Origin of the sequence: Leifsonia sp. EB41, assembly GCF_041262565.1 — a bacterium.
Lineage (GTDB): Bacteria > Actinomycetota > Actinomycetes > Actinomycetales > Microbacteriaceae > Leifsonia.
Window position 1 is genome coordinate 3811349 of sequence record NZ_JBGCCJ010000001.1, and the last position, 18032, is coordinate 3829380.

20 protein-coding genes are annotated in these 18032 nt (G+C 71.4%); 14 read left to right on the plus strand and 6 right to left on the minus strand.

Going from position 1 to position 18032, the window contains the following annotated elements:
* Window positions 1-13 precede the first annotated feature (13 nt).
* The 3 genes from ABH923_RS18785 to ABH923_RS18795 are packed head-to-tail and all read left to right on the plus strand — an operon-like array spanning window position 14 to window position 2669.
* Window positions 14-493 carry a hypothetical protein gene (locus tag ABH923_RS18785; RefSeq protein ID WP_370056920.1) on the plus strand — a complete coding sequence of 160 codons (480 nt, stop codon included), beginning with the start codon at window positions 14-16 and terminating at the stop codon, window positions 491-493.
* Window positions 490-1434, plus strand: coding sequence for a bifunctional riboflavin kinase/FAD synthetase (locus tag ABH923_RS18790; RefSeq protein WP_370056921.1), 945 nt, complete (start codon window positions 490-492; stop codon window positions 1432-1434). Before ABH923_RS18785 ends, ABH923_RS18790 begins: the two co-directional genes overlap by 4 nt.
* The gene (locus tag ABH923_RS18795) at window positions 1431-2669 is read left to right on the plus strand and encodes an MFS transporter (protein WP_370056922.1); all 1239 of its coding nucleotides are present in this window, start codon (window positions 1431-1433) and stop codon (window positions 2667-2669) included. Before ABH923_RS18790 ends, ABH923_RS18795 begins: the two co-directional genes overlap by 4 nt.
* On the opposite strand, the gene ABH923_RS18800 is transcribed toward ABH923_RS18795, so the two are convergent.
* The gene (locus ABH923_RS18800; protein WP_370056923.1) at window positions 2666-3625 is read right to left on the minus strand and encodes an ROK family protein; all 960 of its coding nucleotides are present in this window, start codon (window positions 3623-3625) and stop codon (window positions 2666-2668) included. The genes ABH923_RS18795 and ABH923_RS18800 overlap by 4 nt on opposite strands.
* Before the next feature lie 80 nt (window positions 3626-3705).
* Between ABH923_RS18800 and ABH923_RS18805 the strand changes: the two genes are divergently transcribed.
* Genes ABH923_RS18805 through ABH923_RS18825 form a run of 5 tightly spaced genes read left to right on the plus strand, consistent with a single transcriptional unit; the run spans window position 3706 to window position 8767 of the window.
* On the plus strand, window positions 3706-4677 hold the full coding sequence (locus tag ABH923_RS18805; protein WP_370056924.1) for a sugar-binding transcriptional regulator: 972 nt from the start codon (window positions 3706-3708) through the stop codon (window positions 4675-4677).
* Window positions 4674-5714 carry a deoxyribose-phosphate aldolase gene (gene deoC / locus ABH923_RS18810; RefSeq protein ID WP_370056925.1) on the plus strand — a complete coding sequence of 347 codons (1041 nt, stop codon included), beginning with the start codon at window positions 4674-4676 and terminating at the stop codon, window positions 5712-5714. Before ABH923_RS18805 ends, deoC begins: the two co-directional genes overlap by 4 nt.
* A 17-nt stretch (window positions 5715-5731) precedes the next feature.
* Entirely contained in the window at window positions 5732-7264 is a 1533-nt protein-coding gene (locus tag ABH923_RS18815; protein ID WP_370056926.1) for an aldehyde dehydrogenase family protein, read from the plus strand.
* Window positions 7261-8121 (plus strand): aldehyde dehydrogenase, encoded by an 861-nt coding sequence (locus ABH923_RS18820; protein ID WP_370056927.1) that lies wholly within the window; start codon window positions 7261-7263, stop codon window positions 8119-8121. The genes ABH923_RS18815 and ABH923_RS18820 overlap by 4 nt, the downstream gene beginning before the upstream one ends.
* Before the next feature lie 52 nt (window positions 8122-8173).
* Window positions 8174-8767, plus strand: a complete 594-nt coding sequence (locus tag ABH923_RS18825; protein WP_370056928.1) for an SGNH/GDSL hydrolase family protein — start codon at window positions 8174-8176, stop codon at window positions 8765-8767.
* 8 nt (window positions 8768-8775) lie between these two features.
* Here ABH923_RS18825 and ABH923_RS18830 read toward each other — a convergent pair whose 3' ends face one another.
* Genes ABH923_RS18830 through ABH923_RS18840 form a run of 3 tightly spaced genes read right to left on the minus strand, consistent with a single transcriptional unit; the run spans window position 8776 to window position 10926 of the window.
* Window positions 8776-10122 (minus strand): M20/M25/M40 family metallo-hydrolase, encoded by a 1347-nt coding sequence (locus ABH923_RS18830; protein WP_370056929.1) that lies wholly within the window; start codon window positions 10120-10122, stop codon window positions 8776-8778.
* A complete protein-coding gene (locus tag ABH923_RS18835) occupies window positions 10119-10646 on the minus strand; it encodes an O-acetyl-ADP-ribose deacetylase (protein ID WP_370056930.1) in 528 nt (175 codons plus the stop codon). Before ABH923_RS18835 ends, ABH923_RS18830 begins: the two co-directional genes overlap by 4 nt.
* Before the next feature lies 1 nt (window position 10647).
* Complete coding sequence (locus ABH923_RS18840) at window positions 10648-10926, minus strand: metal-sensitive transcriptional regulator (RefSeq protein ID WP_370056931.1); 279 nt, start codon at window positions 10924-10926, stop codon at window positions 10648-10650.
* A gap of 152 nt (window positions 10927-11078) precedes the next feature.
* Here ABH923_RS18840 and ABH923_RS18845 point away from each other — a divergent pair, with 152 nt between their 5' ends.
* The 3 genes from ABH923_RS18845 to ABH923_RS18855 all read left to right on the plus strand — a co-directional run bounded on the left by ABH923_RS18845 (window position 11079) and on the right by ABH923_RS18855 (window position 14320).
* A complete protein-coding gene (locus ABH923_RS18845; protein ID WP_370056932.1) occupies window positions 11079-11507 on the plus strand; it encodes an RbsD/FucU domain-containing protein in 429 nt (142 codons plus the stop codon).
* 108 nt (window positions 11508-11615) lie between these two features.
* Window positions 11616-11951, plus strand: coding sequence for a DUF6804 family protein (locus tag ABH923_RS18850; protein ID WP_370056933.1), 336 nt, complete (start codon window positions 11616-11618; stop codon window positions 11949-11951).
* Between the two features lie 170 nt (window positions 11952-12121).
* A complete protein-coding gene (locus tag ABH923_RS18855; protein ID WP_370056934.1) occupies window positions 12122-14320 on the plus strand; it encodes a DEAD/DEAH box helicase in 2199 nt (732 codons plus the stop codon).
* A 21-nt stretch (window positions 14321-14341) separates the two neighbouring features.
* On the opposite strand, the gene ABH923_RS18860 is transcribed toward ABH923_RS18855, so the two are convergent.
* Together ABH923_RS18860 and ABH923_RS18865 are read right to left on the minus strand one after the other, a co-directional pair.
* Window positions 14342-14533: a hypothetical protein gene (locus tag ABH923_RS18860; RefSeq protein ID WP_370056935.1), complete on the minus strand. Its 192-nt coding sequence runs from the start codon at window positions 14531-14533 to the stop codon at window positions 14342-14344.
* Window positions 14534-14590: 57 nt separating this feature from the next.
* Window positions 14591-14986: a DUF3224 domain-containing protein gene (locus ABH923_RS18865; RefSeq protein ID WP_370056936.1), complete on the minus strand. Its 396-nt coding sequence runs from the start codon at window positions 14984-14986 to the stop codon at window positions 14591-14593.
* A 75-nt stretch (window positions 14987-15061) separates the two neighbouring features.
* Here ABH923_RS18865 and ABH923_RS18870 point away from each other — a divergent pair, with 75 nt between their 5' ends.
* The 3 genes from ABH923_RS18870 (at window position 15062) to ABH923_RS18880 (ending at window position 18014) form a co-directional block, all read left to right on the plus strand.
* Complete coding sequence (locus ABH923_RS18870) at window positions 15062-15682, plus strand: CYTH domain-containing protein (protein WP_370056937.1); 621 nt, start codon at window positions 15062-15064, stop codon at window positions 15680-15682.
* Window positions 15683-15998: 316 nt separating this feature from the next.
* On the plus strand, window positions 15999-17027 hold the full coding sequence (locus ABH923_RS18875; RefSeq protein WP_370056938.1) for a 6-phosphofructokinase: 1029 nt from the start codon (window positions 15999-16001) through the stop codon (window positions 17025-17027).
* A 60-nt stretch (window positions 17028-17087) separates the two neighbouring features.
* Window positions 17088-18014 (plus strand): NADP-dependent oxidoreductase, encoded by a 927-nt coding sequence (locus ABH923_RS18880; RefSeq protein WP_370056939.1) that lies wholly within the window; start codon window positions 17088-17090, stop codon window positions 18012-18014.
* Window positions 18015-18032 lie beyond the last annotated feature (18 nt).

An 18032-nucleotide genomic window follows, 5' to 3' on the forward strand; every position in this document is an offset into this window, starting at 1 on the left:
AGAATCGTTATCGATGTCCCACCACACCATGTCCGCCCGTGAGCAGAGCGGTGACGAGTCGCCGAAGCGCCGCCTCACCGGCGTCGGCCGCGTCCTCGTGTTCGTCTACGGCGTGCTGGCGCTGGCCGCGACCGGCCGCAGCGTCTTCCAGATCATCGACCGCTTCCACGAGGCGCCGGTCGCGTTCACGCTGTCCGCGCTCTCAGCTGCCGTCTACATCGTCGCGACCATCGCGCTCGTCGCGCCGGGGCGGGTCTGGTACCGGGTGGCGTGGATCACGATCACCTTCGAGCTGGTGGGCGTGCTCGTGATCGGGACGCTCAGCCTGTTCGCGCCTGCCACGCTCGGCCTCCATGACATCGACCCGTTCGGGCGCGACGCGACCGTGTGGTCCGTGTACGGCATGGGCTACCTGTTCATCCCGCTGGCCCTGCCGATCCTCGGCCTCCTGTACCTGTCGAAGCACAAGCCGCGCGACGGGGCGCGTTCGTGAGGGTGTTCGGCTCCGTCGCGGAGATCCCGGACGGCTTCGGGCCGAGCGCGGTCACGATCGGCAAGTTCGACGGCGTGCACACCGGCCACCGCGCGGTGATCGAGCGGCTGCGAACGGTCGCAGCCGAGCGCGGGCTGACCGCGGCGGTCATCACCTTCGACCGGAACCCGCTGGAGCTGCTCGCGCCCGACAAATGCCCGGCGTCGCTGGTGAGCAACCGGCAGAAGCTGGAGCTGCTGGCCGAGACCGGGATCGACGCGACACTCATGGTCGCGTTCGACCGCGCGCTCGCGGACCTGCCTCCGGAGGAGTTCGTCCGCCACATCCTCGTCGACCGGCTGCACGCCGCCGCCGTGCTGATCGGCAGCGACTTCCGCTTCGGCGCGCGCGGGGCCGGCGACGTGACGCTGCTGCGCGAGCTGGGCGAGCGCTACGGCTTCACCGTCGAGCTGATCGACGACGTGCGGCCGGAGCACGGCCGCCGGGTGTCCTCCACCTGGATCAGGGAGCTGCTGGCCGCCGGTGACGTCGGCCATGCCGCCGAGCTGCTCGGCTCGGTCCCGACCGTGCGCGGGATCGTCGTCCACGGTGCGGCGCGCGGACGCGAGCTCGGCTTCCCGACCGCGAACCTGTCGCCGGAGTCGGAGGGCCTCATCCCGGCGGACGGCGTCTACGCGGGCTGGCTGACCGACGACGACGGCACCCGTTATCCCGCCGCCATCTCGGTCGGCAACAACCCGACCTTCGAGGGCGTGCCGCAGAAGCAGGTGGAGGCCTACGTGCTCGACCGAGAGCTCGACCTCTACGGCCACACGGTCGACGTGGCGTTCTCCGAGCGCATCCGCGGCATGGTCGCGTACGCCGGGATCGAGCCGCTGATCGCGCAGATCGCCGCGGACGTGGAGCAGGCCCGTCGCATCCTGACGGTCGAGCCCGCGTGAGCGAGGCCACCCCCGACATCGCCTCCTCGGCCGCGGCGCCGAGACCGCTCTGGCAGGGCAGGACGGTCGCGCTGCTCGGCATCCTGCTGGTCGCGGCGAACCTGCGCACGGCGGTCGCCGCACTGTCGCCGATCTTCGCGGAGATCCGGGTCGAGTTCCCGGTGTCGAGCGTGGGAGTCGGGCTGCTCGGGATGCTGCCGCCGGTCTGCTTCGCGCTGTTCGGGCTCCTGGCGCCGGCGTTCACCCGGCGGGTGTCGCTGGAAGCGGTGCTGCTGATCGCCCTCGGCGTGATGCTGGCCGGGCACCTCCTGCGCGCGACGGCCGGGTCGTTCGTCATGCTCGCGGTCGGGTCGGCGGTCACCTTCGCCGGGATGGGCGTCGGCAACGTGCTGCTGCCCCCGCTGGTGAAGCGCTACTTCCCCGACCGGATCGGCCTGGTGACGGCGCTCTACGCGACCGTGATGTCGGTCAGCACCCTGCTTCCGCCGCTGGTCGCCGTGCCGGTCGCGGACGCCGCCGGCTGGCACGTGTCGGTCGGGATGTGGGCGCTGGTCAGCGTGCTGGCGATCGTGCCGTGGCTGCGCATCCTGATCACCCACCGGCCGGCGCATCCCGCGCACGACGTGGAGGTCGAGGGGACCGACCATTCGATGGCCCGCCGGATCTGGCGCTCCGGACTGGCCTGGGCGATGGCGGTGGTGTTCGCGGTGTCGAGCCTCAACGCGTACGCGATGTTCGCGTGGCTGCCGCAGCTCGTGCACGACGTCGCGGGGACGCCGCCGGCGGAGGCGGGCGCGCTGCTGTCGATCTATGCGGGCATGGGCATCCCGGCCGGCCTGCTGGTCCCGCTGCTCGCCGCGCGGATGAAGAACGTCTCGCTGCTGATCTACGCGGGCGTCGCGTTCTTCATCGCAGGCTACGCCGGGCTGGTGTTCGCCCCGGCGACGGCGACCTGGCTGTGGGTCGCGTTCGCCGGCCTCGGCCCGCTGCTGTTCCCGCTGAGTCTCGTGCTGATCAACGTGCGCACGCGCACCCACGCGGGCTCGGTCGCGCTGAGCGGCTTCACGCAGGGCCTCGGTTACACCCTCGGCGCCCTCGGCCCGCTGGTGGTCGGCATCCTGCACCAGACGACGGGCGGCTGGACCGTACCGCTCGTGGTCCTCACCGCGACGGCGCTCGCCGCCGCAGCGGCCGGCGCCGTCGTCGCCCGCCCCGTCCCCCTCGAAGACCGCTAGTCGCGGGGGTTCGCCGGCAGCATCGCGCAGCGGTGGATGAGGGCGGCGGCGCCGATGAGGGGGCCCTCGGAGGAGAGCGCGCTCGGGACGATGCGGACCTTGCGCACGAACGGGAAGTAGTGCGCCTCGATCACCGCGCGCATGTGCGTGAAGAGGTCGGGGGTGGAGTGCGAGAAGCCGCCGCCGATCGCGACCAGCTCCAGGTCGAGCAGCGCCGTCGCGGAGGCGATGGCGTGGCCGACGGCGCGGCCGGTGCGGGTGATCGCGGCGACGGCGACCTCGTCGCCCGCGGCGTACGCTGCGGCCAGCTCCTCGCCCGTCTCGCCGGCGAAGCCCTGGCGGCGCGCCCACGCGACGGTATGCGGGCCGGAGGCGATGGCCTCCAGCGCGTAGGGCGCGCCGAAGGTGTCCTCACCCCTGGTGTCGCCCACCTCCACGTGGCCGATGTGCCCCGCGTTGCCGGTCGGGCCGGTGATGACCCGGCCGTCGACGATCAGGCCGCCGCCGATGCCGGTCGAGATGACCATGCCCATGACGTTGTCGACGCCCTGCGCCGCGCCCACCCAGTGCTCGGCCATCGTGATCGCCACGCCGTCCATCTCCAGCGTCACCGGCACGTCGAGTCCGGCGGAGGCCGCTACGGAGCCGATGAAGTCGCGGAGCGGGTAGTCGCGCCAGTCCGGCACGTTCAGGGGTGAGACGAGGCCGCGCTTGCGGTCGATCGGGCCGGCGCAGCCGATGCCGACGCCGACGATCGTCGCGTCGCTCGGGAGCGCGGCGAGGGTGTCGCGCACGACACCGCCGACCGAGGCCTCCAGGTCGGCGATCGTCGCCGTGCGGCCGGTCGGGAGGCGGTGGCGGGAGCCGGGGAGGAGGACGCCGTCCGCGTCCACGAGGGCGGCTTCGACCTTGGTTCCGCCGAAGTCGACGGCGAGTGCGAGGTGAGTGGCAGACACGAGCCAACGATAAACGAAACCGGGTCTGCTCATTTGAGCGTTAAGCGCGCAACCGTTGCACACCGATTTATGCTGGACGCGTGGCCCTGAACGATACCGACGAGATCCTCGCCGTCAAAGCCGCAGAGCTGTACTACGAAGCCGGTAAGACCCAGGACGAGATCGGCGTCGCCCTCAACGTCTCCCGGTGGAAGGTCGGCCGGCTCCTGGTGGCGGCGCGCGAGCACGGCTTCGTGCGCATCGAGATCGTGCACCCGAGCGCCAGGAAGTTCTCGCTGGAGCGCGAGCTGTGCGGCTTCTACGGCCTCGTGGACGCTGTCGTCGTCCCCTCCGCCGACTCCGACGCCGACTCGCAGGCCCGCGTCGCGCAGGCCGCTGCCGACTACCTCACGACCCTGCGCCCGGTCCCGCGCACCCTCGGGGTGAGCTGGGGCCGCACCCTGCACGCCGTCGCCGCGCGGCTGCGTCCGGGCTGGGCGGTCGGCGTGAACCCCGTCCAGATCAACGGCAGCGTGTCGAGCACCCGGCAGGCCACGGCCGCGGCGGACACCGCGGTGGTGATGGCCCGCAAGGCCCAGGGCACCGCGACGCTGCTCCCGAGCCCGGCGATCTTCGAGCACGCGGCCACCCGCCGCGCGATCGAGGCCGACCGTTCCGTCCAATCCGTGCTGGAGCTGGCGCGCGGCGCGAACGCGTACCTGTTCAGCGCAGGCGTGGTCGACACCAGCTCGGTCCACGTCGACTCCGGTTACCTGTCCCCCGAGGACGTGCTCGCACTGGCCGAGAAGGGCGCCGTCGGCGACGTGGTCGGGCGCTTCATCAACGACGAGGGCCAGGTCGCCGACCCCGAGCTGGACAGCCGCACGCTCGGCCTCACCCTTGACGAGCTCCGCAACGCGGGCACCTCCATCGCCGTCATCGCGGGGGAGGCCAAGCACGGCATCGCCCACGCGGTCGTCGCCAGCGGGCTGTGCACCACGCTGATCACCGACGAGTCGACCGCCAACGACCTCCTCGGCCGCGCGCCGAACTTGAGAAAGCAGACGTCATGACCATCGAAACGACACCGCCCGTGCGCACGCTCGCGCCGGCGGCCCGCGCCGTCGAGGTGCTGGGCGGCGACCTCACCGAGGGCTCGCTCCGGCGCTACCTCGGCGGCATCCCCGGCGTGGACGCCGTGGGGCTGGAGCAGCGCGCCGCCGGGCTCGGCACCCGCTCCATCAAGACCACCAGCAAGGCCTGGGCGCTCGACAAGATCATCGAGCTGATCGACCTGACCACCCTGGAGGGCGCCGACACGCCCGGCAAGGTGCGCTCGCTCGTCGCCAAGGCGCTCACGCCCGACCCGAGCGACCTGACCGCCCCGCGCCCCGCCGCGGTGTGCGTGTACGGCGACATGGTGCCGTACGCGGTGCAGGCGCTCGGCGCCTCCCACGCCGGCCGGGTGCTCCGCGAGACCGGGCAGCACGGCGGCATCAACGTCGCCGCCGTCGCCACCGCCTTCCCGAGCGGCCGCGCCTCCCTCCCGGTCAAGCTCGCCGACACCGCCGACGCGGTGGCGGCCGGCGCGGACGAGATCGACATGGTCATCGACCGCGGCGCGTTCCTCTCCGGCCGCTACGGCCTCGTGTTCGACGAGATCGTGGCCGTCAAGGAGGCTTGCCGCCGGGACGACGGCAGCTACGCCCACCTCAAGGTCATCCTGGAGACCGGCGAGCTGAACACCTACGACAACGTGCGCCGCGCGTCCTGGTTGAGCATCCTCGCCGGCGCGGACTTCATCAAGACCTCCACCGGCAAGGTGTCGCCCGCCGCGACCCTCCCGGTCACGCTGCTGATGCTGGAGGTCGTGCGCGACTGGCACAACCTGACCGGCGAGGAGATCGGCGTGAAGCCGGCAGGCGGCATCCGCTCCTCGAAGGACGCCATCAAGTACCTCGTGACGGTCGCCGAGACCGTGGGCGAGCGCTGGCTGCAGCCGCACCTGTTCCGGTTCGGCGCCTCCAGCCTCCTCAACGACGTGCTGCTGCAGCGCCAGAAGCTGAGCACCGGACACTACTCCGGCGCCGACTACGTGACGATCGACTGAGACGGGACGACAACACCATGAGCTTCCTCGAGTACGCCCCGGCCCCCGAGTCGCGCGCGATCCTCAACCTGCGCGACCAGTACGGGCTCTTCATCGACGGCGAGTTCGTCGACGGCCACGGAACGCCGTTCCAGACCATCTCCCCGGCGACGGAGGAGCGGATCGCGACCATCGCGACCGCCGACTCCGCCGATGTCGACCGCGCCGTCGTCGCTGCCCGCCGCGCCTACGACCGGGTCTGGTCGCGGATGAGCGGCAGCGACCGCGGCAAGTACCTCTTCCGTATCGCCCGCCTCATCCAGGAGCGCGCCCGCGAGCTGGCCGTGGCCGAGAGCCTCGACAACGGCAAGCCGATCAAGGAGAGCCGCGACGTCGACGTGCCCCTGGTCGCCGCTTGGTTCTTCTACTACGCCGGCTGGGCCGACAAGCTGGAGCACGCCGGCCTCGGCCCCGCGCCCCGCGCCCTCGGCGTCGCCGCCCAGGTCATCCCGTGGAACTTCCCGCTGCTCATGCTGGCGTGGAAGATCGCGCCGGCCCTCGCGGCGGGCAACACGGTCGTCCTGAAGCCCGCGGAGACCACCCCGCTGACCGCGCTGCTGTTCGCCGAGATCGTGCAGCAGGCCGACCTCCCGGCCGGCGTCGTCAACATCGTCACCGGCGCGGGCGAGACCGGCCGCGAGCTGGTGTCGCACCCGGACGTCAACAAGGTCGCCTTCACGGGCTCCACCGCCGTGGGCCGCGAGATCGCGCGCTCGGTGGCCGGCACCGACAAGAAGCTGACCCTGGAGCTCGGCGGCAAGGCCGCGAACATCGTCTTCGACGACGCGCCGATCGACCAGGCCATCGAGGGCATCGTCAACGGCATCTTCTTCAACCAGGGCCACGTCTGCTGCGCGGGCAGCCGCCTGCTGGTGCAGGAGAGCATCCACGACGAGGTGGTGGACCGCCTGAAGCGCCGGCTCTCCACGCTGCGCCTCGGCGACCCGCTCGACAAGAACACCGACATCGGTGCGATCAACAGTGCCGAGCAGCTCCAGCGCATCCGCGAGCTCTCCGACATCGGGGAGGCCGAGGGCGCCGACCGCTGGACGGCCGAGTGCGCGATCCCGGAGAACGGCTTCTGGTTCGCCCCGACGATCTTCGACAACGTGTCGACCAGCCACCGGATCGCCCGCGAGGAGATCTTCGGGCCGGTGCTGTCGGTGCTGACGTTCCGCACCCCGGCGGAGGCCATCGCCAAGGCGAACAACACGCCGTACGGCCTCTCCGCCGGCATCTGGACCGACAAGGGCAGCCGCATCCTGGCCGTCGCCGACCAGCTCCGCGCCGGCGTCGTCTGGGCGAACACCTTCAACCGGTTCGACCCGGCCAGCCCGTTCGGCGGCTACAAGGAGTCCGGCTACGGCCGCGAGGGCGGCAGGAACGGCCTCGGCGCGTACCTGGTGCCCGGCCGGTCGGTGCAGGCCGCGCGCCCCGCGGTCACCGCATCCTCATCCCGGCCCGCCCGGGCCTCCACCCGCACCACGACCCGCAAGGGAGCGACGAAATGAGCCGCCTGGCCGTGCCGAAGACCTACAAGCTCTACATCGGCGGGAAGTTCCCGCGCTCCGAGTCCGGCCGCACCTACGAGGTCGTCTCCGCGAAGGGCGGGTTCCTGGCGAACGCCGCGAAGGCTTCCCGCAAGGACGCCCGCGACGCCGTCGTGGCCGCGCGCGGTGCGGTCTCCGGCTGGGCCGGCGCGACCGCCTACAACCGCGGCCAGGTGCTGTACCGGATCGCCGAGCTGATGGAGGGCCGCCGAGCCCAGTTCATCGACGAGATCCAGAACGCCGAGGGTGTCTCCGCGGCCGTCGCCGGCGCGCAGGTGGACGAAGCCATCGACCGCTGGGTCTGGTACGCCGGCTGGGCCGACAAGTTCGCCCAGGTGGCGGGCAACGCCAACCCGGTCGCCGGCCCGTACTTCAACATCTCGGTGCCGGAGCCCACCGGCGTCGTCGCGATCGTGGCCCCGCAGGACTCGAGCCTGCTCGGCTTCGTCAGCGCGATCGCCCCGGCGCTGGTCGCCGGCAACACGGTCGTCGTCGTGGCGAGCGAGCGGTTCCCGCTGTCGGCCATCAGCCTGAGCGAGGTGCTCGCGACGAGCGACGTGCCGGGCGGCGTGGTCAACATCCTCACCGGCTCGCCGGCGGAGATCGCGCCCTGGCTGGCCTCGCACGCCGACGTCAACGCGCTCGACCTGGTCGGCGCCGGAGCGCTGGAATGGGTGGACCTGCAGATCGCCGCGGCGGACACGCTCAAGCGCGTCCTGGCCCCGGAGAACGGCCCGGACGCCGCCGCCCCATCGCTCGACCGCATCGCGTTCTTCACCGAGACGAAGACGGTCTGGCACACCAAGTCGCTCCTTTAGAGTCGCCTGAGGCGCTCTTCCCGCCTCCCTCGTTCTGAGAGAGGATGGGAGGATGAGCGACGGGTGGGGATCTGGGCACGGCACTCTCGTCCTGGTCGGCGACAGCCTGACCCAAGGCGGTGACTGGGACGCCTGGATGCCCGGCGAGGAGGTCCTCAACCTCGGAGTCGCGGGTGACACGTCCGACGATGTGGTGGCCCGCCTGGACGTCGTGGTGGAGGCCCGTCCGGCGCTGATCGCGCTCCTCATCGGGACCAACGACCTGGCCTGGCGCCGCTCGGTCGAACACGTCGTCCGCAACGTCGAGACCATCCTGGTCACCCTCCGCAAGGAGCTGCCGGAGGTGCGCATCCTGGTGCAGTCGGTGATGCCGCGCGGCCACGAGTTCGCCGACCAGATCCGTGACATCAACCGCCACCTGTGGCAGTTCGCCCCCACCGTCCACGCCGCCTGGCTCGACCTCTGGCCCGCGATGGCGCTGGAGGACGGCGAGCTGAACCCCGCCTACACGGACGACCGCCTCCACCTCAACGCGGAGGGCTACCGGGCGTGGCTGGGGGAGCTGGTGCCCGGGCTGGAGCGCGCGCGGCAGCTTCCGCCGAACAGCCGGGCGATCCAGTTGCCGGATCTGGGCGGGGCGGCGTAGCGGGAGGCCTACCTCCCGCGCAGCACCCCTTCGTAGAACCGGATCCCGCGCAGCCACGTCGCCACGTGGATCCGCTCGTTGCGCGCGTGCAGCGTCCCGCGCTCCTCGGTGCTCATCTCGAACGGCGTGAACCGGTAGACCGCATCGCTGATCGCGGTGAAGTGCCGGCCGTCACTCGCCCCGAGCATGATGTACGGGGTCACGATCGCGTCCGGGTGGACGGCAGCGATGGCTCCCGCCACCGCCTCCCACTCCGGGCCGGACGTGGGGGACACCGGGGACGGCTCCGTCGGGTCGATCGTCTCGATGCGCACGAGCGGGTCGTGGATGGCGCGGCGGAGGTGGGCGACGGTCTCGGCGACGCTCGACCCGACCGCGATGCGCACGTTGAGCACCGCCGTCGCGGTCTCCGGCAGCGCGTTCGCGGCGAGGCTGCCGCTGAGCTGCGTGACCGCGGTCGTCGTGCGCACGATCGCGCGCGTCTCGTCGCTCAGCCGGCCGAGGACGGCGACCAGGGCCGGCTTCAGCCGCCTGGCGCGCGTGAACACCGCACGGAGCGGGCCGGTCGCGTGCGCGCCGAGCGTCTCCACCATCTGGAGGTTCGTCTCGGTGAGACGGGCGGGGAACGGCTTGGCGTTCAGCCGGGTGATCGCGCGCGCGAGCCGCACGGTCGCCGCGAGCTTGGGCGGGGTGGAGGCGTGGCCGCCGTGCTGCTCGACTGTCAGCCGCACGCTGGTGATGCCCTTCTCGCTGACGCCGACGACGGCGATGGGCTTGGTCACGCCGGGGAAGATGTCTTCGACCACGGCCCCGCCCTCGTCCAGCACCAGGGCCGGCCGCACGCCGCGCCCGGCGAGGGCGGTGACGATGGCCTGTGCGCCGGAGCCGACCGTCTCCTCGTCGTGGCCGAAGCTGAGGTACACGTCCGCCGCGGGGGTGTGGCCGGCGGCGACCAGGGCCTCCACCGCCTCCAGGATGGCGACGAACGCGCCCTTATCGTCCAGCGTGCCGCGGCTCCACAGCACGCGGTCGTCGCCGGCACCGGTGAGCTCCGCGCCGAACGGCGGGTGCTCCCAGCCCTCGTCGGTGGCGGGGACGACGTCGTAGTGCGCCATCAGGACGGTGGGGGCGCCGTCGCCCGTGCCGCGCCAGCGGTAGAGCAGTGAGTGGCCGTGCTGCTCGCAGTCGAGAACCGCGTGCAGGCGCGGGTACAGCCCGGGCAGCGCCGCGATGAACGCGTCGAACGCCGCCCAGTCGGTCTCCTCGACAGGGAGGCGGGACATGGTCGGGAGGCGCAGCAGCGTCCGGAAGCGCTCGACGGCGGCGTCGCCGTCGAGACGGAGGTCGTCGCTCACTCGCCGGCCGCCGTGCGGAACGCCGCCAGCGCGTCGTCGCTGAACAGCACGAAGCGCACCAGCTCCACCGAGCCGACGCCGGAGGACAGCACGGCGCGCACGGTGCTCACCGCGATCCGCGCCGCGTCGTCCATCGGCCAGCCGTAGACGCCGGCGGACACGGCGGGGAAGGCGACCGTCGCGGCGCCGAGCTCGCGGGCGACCCGCAGCGACGACCGGTACGCGTTCTGCAGGTCGGGGGTGCGGTCCTCGTGCTGCGCCCAGACCGGGCCGACCGTGTGGATGACCCACTGCGCCGCGAGGTCTCCCGCGGTCGTCGCGACGGCCTGACCCGTCGGCAGACCGTCGGGAAGGGTGGTGGCGCGCAGCTCGCGGCAGGCGGCCAGGATGGCAGGGCCGCCGCGGCGGTGGATCGCGCCGTCGACGCCGCCTCCGCCGAGGAGGGAGCTGTTGGCCGCGTTGACCACGGCGTCCACGGCCTGCTCAGTGATGTCGCCGCGGACGATCTCGATGGGGTCCGTCACATCAGCCCCGGTTGTTCGAGAGCTCGTACACCTTCAGGAGCTCGAGGATGGCGTCGTCGCGCTGGTCCCCGCCCTCCTCGAACATCGCGGAGATGTGCGTCTTCAGGTGGTTCTCGACGAGCAGCTTGTTGAGCGAGCCGAGGGACTTCTGTATCGCGAGCGATTGGGTGATGATATCGACGCAGTAGTCCTCGTTCTCGATCATCTTCTCGAGGCCGCGCAGCTGCCCCTCGAGGATGCGCGTGCGGTGCAGCGCCCTCTTCTTGATGTCTGCGATCACGGGACCAAGGATACCGCGGAAACCGGATACCCCGGCCAGGTATGCGGGAGTAACGGGTGCACCCCCTAAAGGGGGGTGTGAGAGGACATACTGCCGGGTCTATCCTCCCAACAGGGGTTGAGAAATATTCGTTTTACAGGAAAGGCCCGACTTTGCTGAAGAACCTCAGCCCGCTGCTGTCCGGTGCGCTCTTGAGCGCTCTCGATTCCATGCACGATGGCGACATGCTTACCCTTGTCGGCAGCGGCTATCCCGAAGAAGCACTCACCGCGCCCGTCGTCCACCTGGGGGAGGACGCCACCACCGAAGCGGCCGCCGAGGCCATCCTCAGCGTGTTCCCGCTCGACACCGCAGACCCGTCGCCGATCGTGTTCCTCGACCTCGCAGGAGAGCCCTACGAAGTCCCCGACGTCGCCTTCGCCGTCAACGGCATCGCTTCGGACGCAGAACTGCGTCGCATCCCGATGAGCCGGCTCGACCTCGAGCCGTTCGTCGAGCTGGCCCGCCGCTCCGCTGTCATCGTCCGTGTGGGATCGGACGCGCCGCCGTGCGCGTTCCTGTTCCGCAGGGGCGCTCTCTGAACAGCCCGCACCAGCAGGCGTCCGCGTCCCGGGGATGAGGTCTCGTCCCAGGGGCGCGGACCGTTCTGCGGCGCGGACCGTTCAGGGACGGTCGCTTAGAGTTGGACGGTGCCATACACCCCGCAGCCGCCCGCCTACAACCGCGCCGCCCTGGCGCCCGGCATCCTCGGCGCGCTCGTGCTGCTCTTCGGGCTGGCGTTCGCGGACTGGTACACCTACGTGGAGTACGCGGTCTGCATCCTGGCGCTCATCCTGTGCGTGTTCTCCTGGCAGGCGAAGCAGCGCTGGTGGCTGGCCGGGCTGATCCCGATCGCCCTGCTCTGGAACCCGATCTTCCCGGTCCCTGGGCTCACCCCGGTGCTGCCGTTGGTGAGCCTCGCGGCGGCCGCCGTCTTCGTCTCGGCTGGGCTTCTGATCAAGATTCCGGCCGACACACGCCGCTGACCCGTCCCGATACGGTAAAATGACGGTTGCACGGCCGTCCTGCGCCGTGCGCCCGGCGTTCTGCGATGCTCGGTCGGACCACTCGGTTCCGTTCCCCGCCGCCGCGCCGGCCCTCACGCCATAACGGCGTCGCGTCCTCTGTCAGCGCGCGGCGCCTCCACTGGAGGACCATGTCTCGTTCGGGTCAGCGCACGTCGCAACAGCGCATGTCGGGCCAAGGCGCGTCTCAGCGCGCCTCGTCGCAGCAGCAGCAGCGCCGCAACCGCCACGCCAACAACGACGGGCTCATCCCCGTCCTCGCGCGCAAGGTGCGCGAGGTGGAGGCGAAGGCCGCAGACGGCAAGAAGCTCGGCCCGACGAACCGCACCAAGTTCCAGGTCATCGCGTTCCTCATGCGCGAGGAGCGCGCCCGCGCCAAGGCGGACACCGAGCTGAGCGATGCCGCGCGCGCCGAGCAGCTCAAGCGGCTGGACGGCATCGCCACGATCCTGGCGAAGACAGCAGCCCGCGACACCTCGCTCATCGCGCTGCTGGAGAGCGCCGCCCCGCCCACCGCGACGGCGCAGAAGATCCGGCGCGACTGGCTGCTGGAGTCCGGCACCGAGCTCAGCCCGGACGATCTCATCATCACGGTCGAGCGCGTGATCGCGCCCGAGAGCATCATCCCGCCGGAGCTCGCCGAGAAGCAGGTCGTGCCGGCCTCGGTCAAGGCGCGCCAGCTCTCCAACCCGTTCCTCGCCCCCGACTTCAGCAAGGCCACCGCCCCCGCTCCCGCGCCGCGCCGTCGCCTCGACTCGTGGGAGCTGCTCGGCCCGCTGTTCAAGTCGTTCGAGTACGGAGCGGGAGGCCAGGCCGCGAGCATGGAGCTCCCGCCCGCCCCGAAGATCGATCGCTACTCCCCGCAGGGGCTGGAGCTGATGCACCACCAGTCGCGCTTCATCGAGAGCGTGCGCCAGGGCCACCGCCGCTTCCTGCTCGCCGACGAGCCCGGCCTCGGCAAGACCGCACAGTCCATCCTCGGCGCGTCCGTCGCCGGCGCCTTCCCGCTGCTCGCGGTCGTCCCGAACGTGGTCAAGATGAACTGGGCGCGCGAGGTCGAGCGCTGGACGCCGCACCGCCGCGCCACCGTCATCCACGGCGACGGCCAGGGGCTCGACGCGTTCGCCGACGTCGTCATCGTCAACTATGAGGTGCTCGACCGGCACCTGTCGTGGCTGCGCACGCTCGGCTTCCAGGGCATGGTCGTGGACGAGGCGCACTTCATCAAGAACCTGCACTCGCAGCGTTCCCGGCTCGTGCTCGGCCTGGCCGAGGCGATCCGCGAGAAGGCGGCCGACCCGCTCCTCATCGCGCTCACCGGAACCCCGCTGATCAACGACATCGACGACTTCAAGGCGATCTGGCAGTTCCTCGGCTGGATCGACGGCAACAAGCCGACCGCGGAGCTGATGGAGAGCCTGGAGGAGACCGGCCTCACGCCGGCCGACTTCGGGTTCTACGCCGCCGCCCGCGAGTCCGTCATCGACCTGGGCATCGTCCGCCGCCGCAAGGTGGACGTGGCCGCCGACCTCCCGAGCCGACGCGTGGTCGACCTGCCGGTGGAGCTGGACGACGACCTCGGCCGCTCGATCATGCAGGCGGAGAAGGAGCTGGCCGCCCGGCTGGTCGCCCGCTTCCACCGCGCCGCCGCCGCGGGCCGTCCCGACTCGTTCGACGGCGACGACGAGGCGCACCGCAAGCACCTCATCCGCCTGGTCGCGCAGTCCGAGCTGGAGGAGGCGAAGTCGTCCAAGACCGGCGACAACGTCTTCACCATGGTCCGCAAGATCGGTCAGGCGAAGGCCGGGCTGGCCTCCGACTACACCGCGCAGCTCGCGCGCTCGGTCGGCAAGGTGGTGTTCTTCGCCAAGCACATCGACGTCATGGACGCGGCGGAGGAGGCCTTCGCCGCCCGCGACCTGAAGACCATCTCCATCCGCGGAGACCAGACCGCGCTCGCCCGCCAGAAGGAGATCGACGCCTTCAACAACGACCCGGAGGTCGCTGTCGCGGTCTGCTCGCTCACGGCGGCGGGCGTCGGGCTCAACCTCCAGGCCGCGTCGAACGTGGTGCTCGCGGAGCTGTCCTGGACGGCCGCCGAGCAGACCCAGGCGATCGACCGCGTGCACCGCATCGGCCAGGACGAGCCGGTCACGGCGTGGCGGATCATCGCCGCGCAGACCATCGACTCCAAGATCGCGGAGCTGATCGACTCCAAGCAGGGCCTCGCGGCCCGCGCGCTCGACGGCAGCGACGTGGAGATCGGCTCGGCCGACTCGGTGCAGCTCGATGCTCTCATCAACCTGCTCGAGGACGCGCTGGAGGCGTAGCCGGCAGAGAAGGAGAGGGCGTCAGGCGATCTCGGCGTCGTCCGGGTCGAGCGGCACCGGGCGCTCGTCGTCCGGCAGGATCCGGTCGTCGGCCTCGTCGTCGTCCACCGGCAGGTCGTCCTCGTCGCGGATGACGTCGGCGGGCTCGTAGTCGCCCTCCTGCGCCTCGAGGAAGTCGTCGTCGTCCTCTCTGGTGCGGTCCGTCTCGCTCATGCCACGAGGGTACCGCGCGGGCCGAGCGTGCACGAGAGTGGTTCGCGACGGCCCGGCTCAGCCCAGGTCGAACTCGAAGTAGGCGCCGCGGTCGTCGTGCCGGATGCGCGCGGGGCCGCTGACGCCCGCGAAGTCGTCGGTCCCCGTGCCGGGCACGATGTAGCCGAACGCCGAGGGGTCGTCCGGGTGCTGCAGCGCGCCGTGGTGGACCGTGAACGATCCGGAGCGGCCGTCGGGCAGCGTCCCCGTGATCCGCTCGGCCGCGAGGTAGCCGCGGCCGCCCTCCTCCGTGCCCGAGGACACGAAGTGCGCGATCGACTCGCCGACCAGGCCCTCCGTGTACGTCTTGCGCATCACCACCGCGCCCAGCCAGTCGCCCGCGATGCCGGGCAGCTCCTGCGGGTCCCAGCCGGTGACGTCGAAGCGGGCGGTGACGATGGTGGTGTTGTCCATGCCGGGAGCTTAACGAGTGCGTCCGCGCACAGCTTGCAATTTCGCGACAGCGCCGAAGTGGACTAGACAGGGGACATGGCGCAGCACCATACCCAGCTCGAGATCGAGCGCAAGTACGACGTGGACGGCGACCTCCGACCACCCCAGCTCGTCGGCGTCGGGGCGATCGCCGTCGAGAGCGAGCCGGAGACCGCCGAACTGGTGGCGACCTATTACGACACGGCCGAGCTGCGGCTCGCCAGGCAGCGCGTCGCGGTGCGCGCGCGGCGCGGCGGCTCCGACGAGGGCTGGCACGTCAAGCTGCCGCCGACCGGAGAGGGACGGCCGGAGCTGCACTGGCCGCTCGGCGACGGCGTGGAGCCGCCGGCGGACCTGCGGGAGACCATCCGCGACCAGCTCGGCGACGGTGTCCTGATCCCGGTCGCGCGCGTGACGAACAGCCGCGACACCACCATCCTCAAGGACGCGGCGGGCTTCGAGCTCGCCGAGCTGTGCGACGACCACGTCCGCGGCGAGAACCTGCAGACCGGCGCGAGCGACGCCTGGCGGGAGTGGGAGGTCGAGCTGCTCAGCGGCGCCCCCGACTCGCGCGAGCGCCGCACAGCGCTCCTCGACGGCATCGAGGCGGAACTCCTGGCGGCGGGCGCCCGGCCCTCCGCGAGCTCGTCCAAGCTCCAGCGCGCGCTCGGCCTCTGAGCGGCCGGGCGCCGACGGATTTTGGTGCTCCGGTATACCTCGGGCATGATGCCTCTGATCGGCCCGGGCGCGGCGGGATTTTGGTGCTCCGGTATACCTCGGGCATGATGCCTCTGATCGGCCCGGGCGCGGCGGGATTTTGGTGCTCCGGTATACCTCGGGCATGATGCCTCTGATCGGCCCGGGCGCGGCGGGATTTTGGTGCTCCGGTATACCTCGGGCATGATGCCTCTGATCGGCCCGGGCGCGGCGGGATTTTGGTGCTCCGGTATACCTCGGGCATGATGCTCAGGGGCGCAACGAGAAAGAGAGCAGCATGAAGATCGGCATCCTCACCAGTGGCGGCGACTGTCCCGGACTGAACGCGGTCATCCGCGGCGCGGTCCTCAAGGGCGACCGCGTGTACGGGTCCGAGTTCGCCGGCTTCCGCTACGGCTGGCGCGGCGTGGTCGATGGCGACATCATGCCGCTCGACCGGCACAGCGTCCGCGGCCTCTCGCGCCAGGGCGGCACCATCCTGGGCTCCAGCCGCACGAACCCGTTCGAGGGCGACAAGGGCGGCCCGGAGAACATCCAGCGGATGATGGACGAGAACGGCATCGACGCGATCATCGCGATCGGCGGGGAGGGCACGCTCACGGCGGCCCGCCGGCTCACCGACGCGGGCCTCAAGATCGTCGGCGTGCCGAAGACCATCGACAACGACCTCGCCGCCACCGACTACTCCTTCGGCTTCGACACCGCGGTGGAGATCGCGACAGAGGCCATCGACCGCCTCCGCACCACCGCCGAGTCGCATCAGCGCTGCATGGTCGTGGAGGTCATGGGCCGCCACGTCGGCTGGATCGCCTTGCACTCGGGCATGGCGGGCGGCGCGCACGCCATCCTCATCCCGGAGCAGCCCAAGTCCATCGAGCAGATCTGCGAGTGGGTCGAGTCGGTGCGCGACCGCGGCCGCGCGCCGGTGATCGTCGTCTCCGAGGGCTTCCACCTCGACACGATGGAGGAGGCGCACTCGCACAAGGGCCTCGACGCCTTCAACCGTCCGCGCCTCGGCGGGATCGGCGAGATGCTGGCCCCGATGATCGAGGAGCGCACCGGCATCGAGTCGCGCGCGTCGGTCCTCGGCCACATGCAGCGCGGCGGCGTCCCGAGCGCCTACGACCGCGTGCTCGCGACCCGGCTCGGCATGGCGGCGGTCGACGCGGCCTACGAGGGCCGCTGGGGCTCGATGGTGTCGCTGCGCGGCACCGACGTCGTGAACGTGTCGATCGCCGACGCGACCGGCGGCCTCAAGACCGTTCCGCCTGCGCGGTACGAGGAGGCGGAGCTGCTCTTCGGCTGACCCTCCCTTCCGGCGAGGCGCGGGGTTAGGCTCCACCGTATGAGCGGAAGGAGCCCCACGGTGCCCAGATTCGTCCAGCTCGAGGAGTTCGGCTCGCGCGAGTTCCTTCACCTCGTCGAGCGGGAGCGACCGTGGCCGGGGCCAGGACAGGTGCTGGTGCGGGTGATGGCCGCGGGCCTCAACCCGATGGACTACAAGGCGTACCGCAGCGAGCAGGCGGCCGCCCGGATGGGCGTGACCCTGCCGAGCGGGATGGGCCAGGACTTCGCCGGATTCGTGGAGGAGCGCGGTGAGGGCGCCGTGCGCTTCGGGCTCGGCCAGGCCGTATTCGGCACCGCTCCGTTCGCCGCGCTCGCGGACTTCGTCGTGGTCGCCGAGGACGGCCAGATCCTAGAGAAGCCCGACCCGCTCACCTTCGAGGTGGCCGGATCGCTCGGCGTGGTCGGGCGCACCGCGATGGCGACGGCGGCCTCCCTCGACCTCGGCGAGGCCGACACCGTGCTGGTGAGCGCGGCGGCGGGCGGGGTCGGCGTTCTCGCAGCGCAGCTCGCGATCCGGTGCGGCGCCACGGTCGTCGGCACGGCGAGCGAGGAGAACCACGAGTATCTGGAGACGCTGGGCATCATCCCCGTCGCGTACGGCGAGGGCCTGGCCGACCGGGTGCGGGAGGTCCTGGACGACGGGCAGCGCGTGACCGCGGTCCTCGACAACCACGGGCCGGACACCATCGACGCCGCGATCGAGCTCGGCGTGCCACCGGAGCGGATCAACACGATCGCCGCGTTCGGCCCGACCGCCCGTGGCGCGCGCACCGTCGGCGGCCGCACGGCGGGCAACGCCGAGCTGGCCGAGCTCGCCGACCTCCTCGCGCAGAACGAGCTAGTGCTGCCGATCGACTCGATCTGGCCGATCGAGCGCACCGTCGAGGCGTACGGGCGGCTGGAGTCCGGTCACGTGCGCGGCAAGATCGTGATCGTCACCGACTGAGCGCGGCGTCGCCGCACG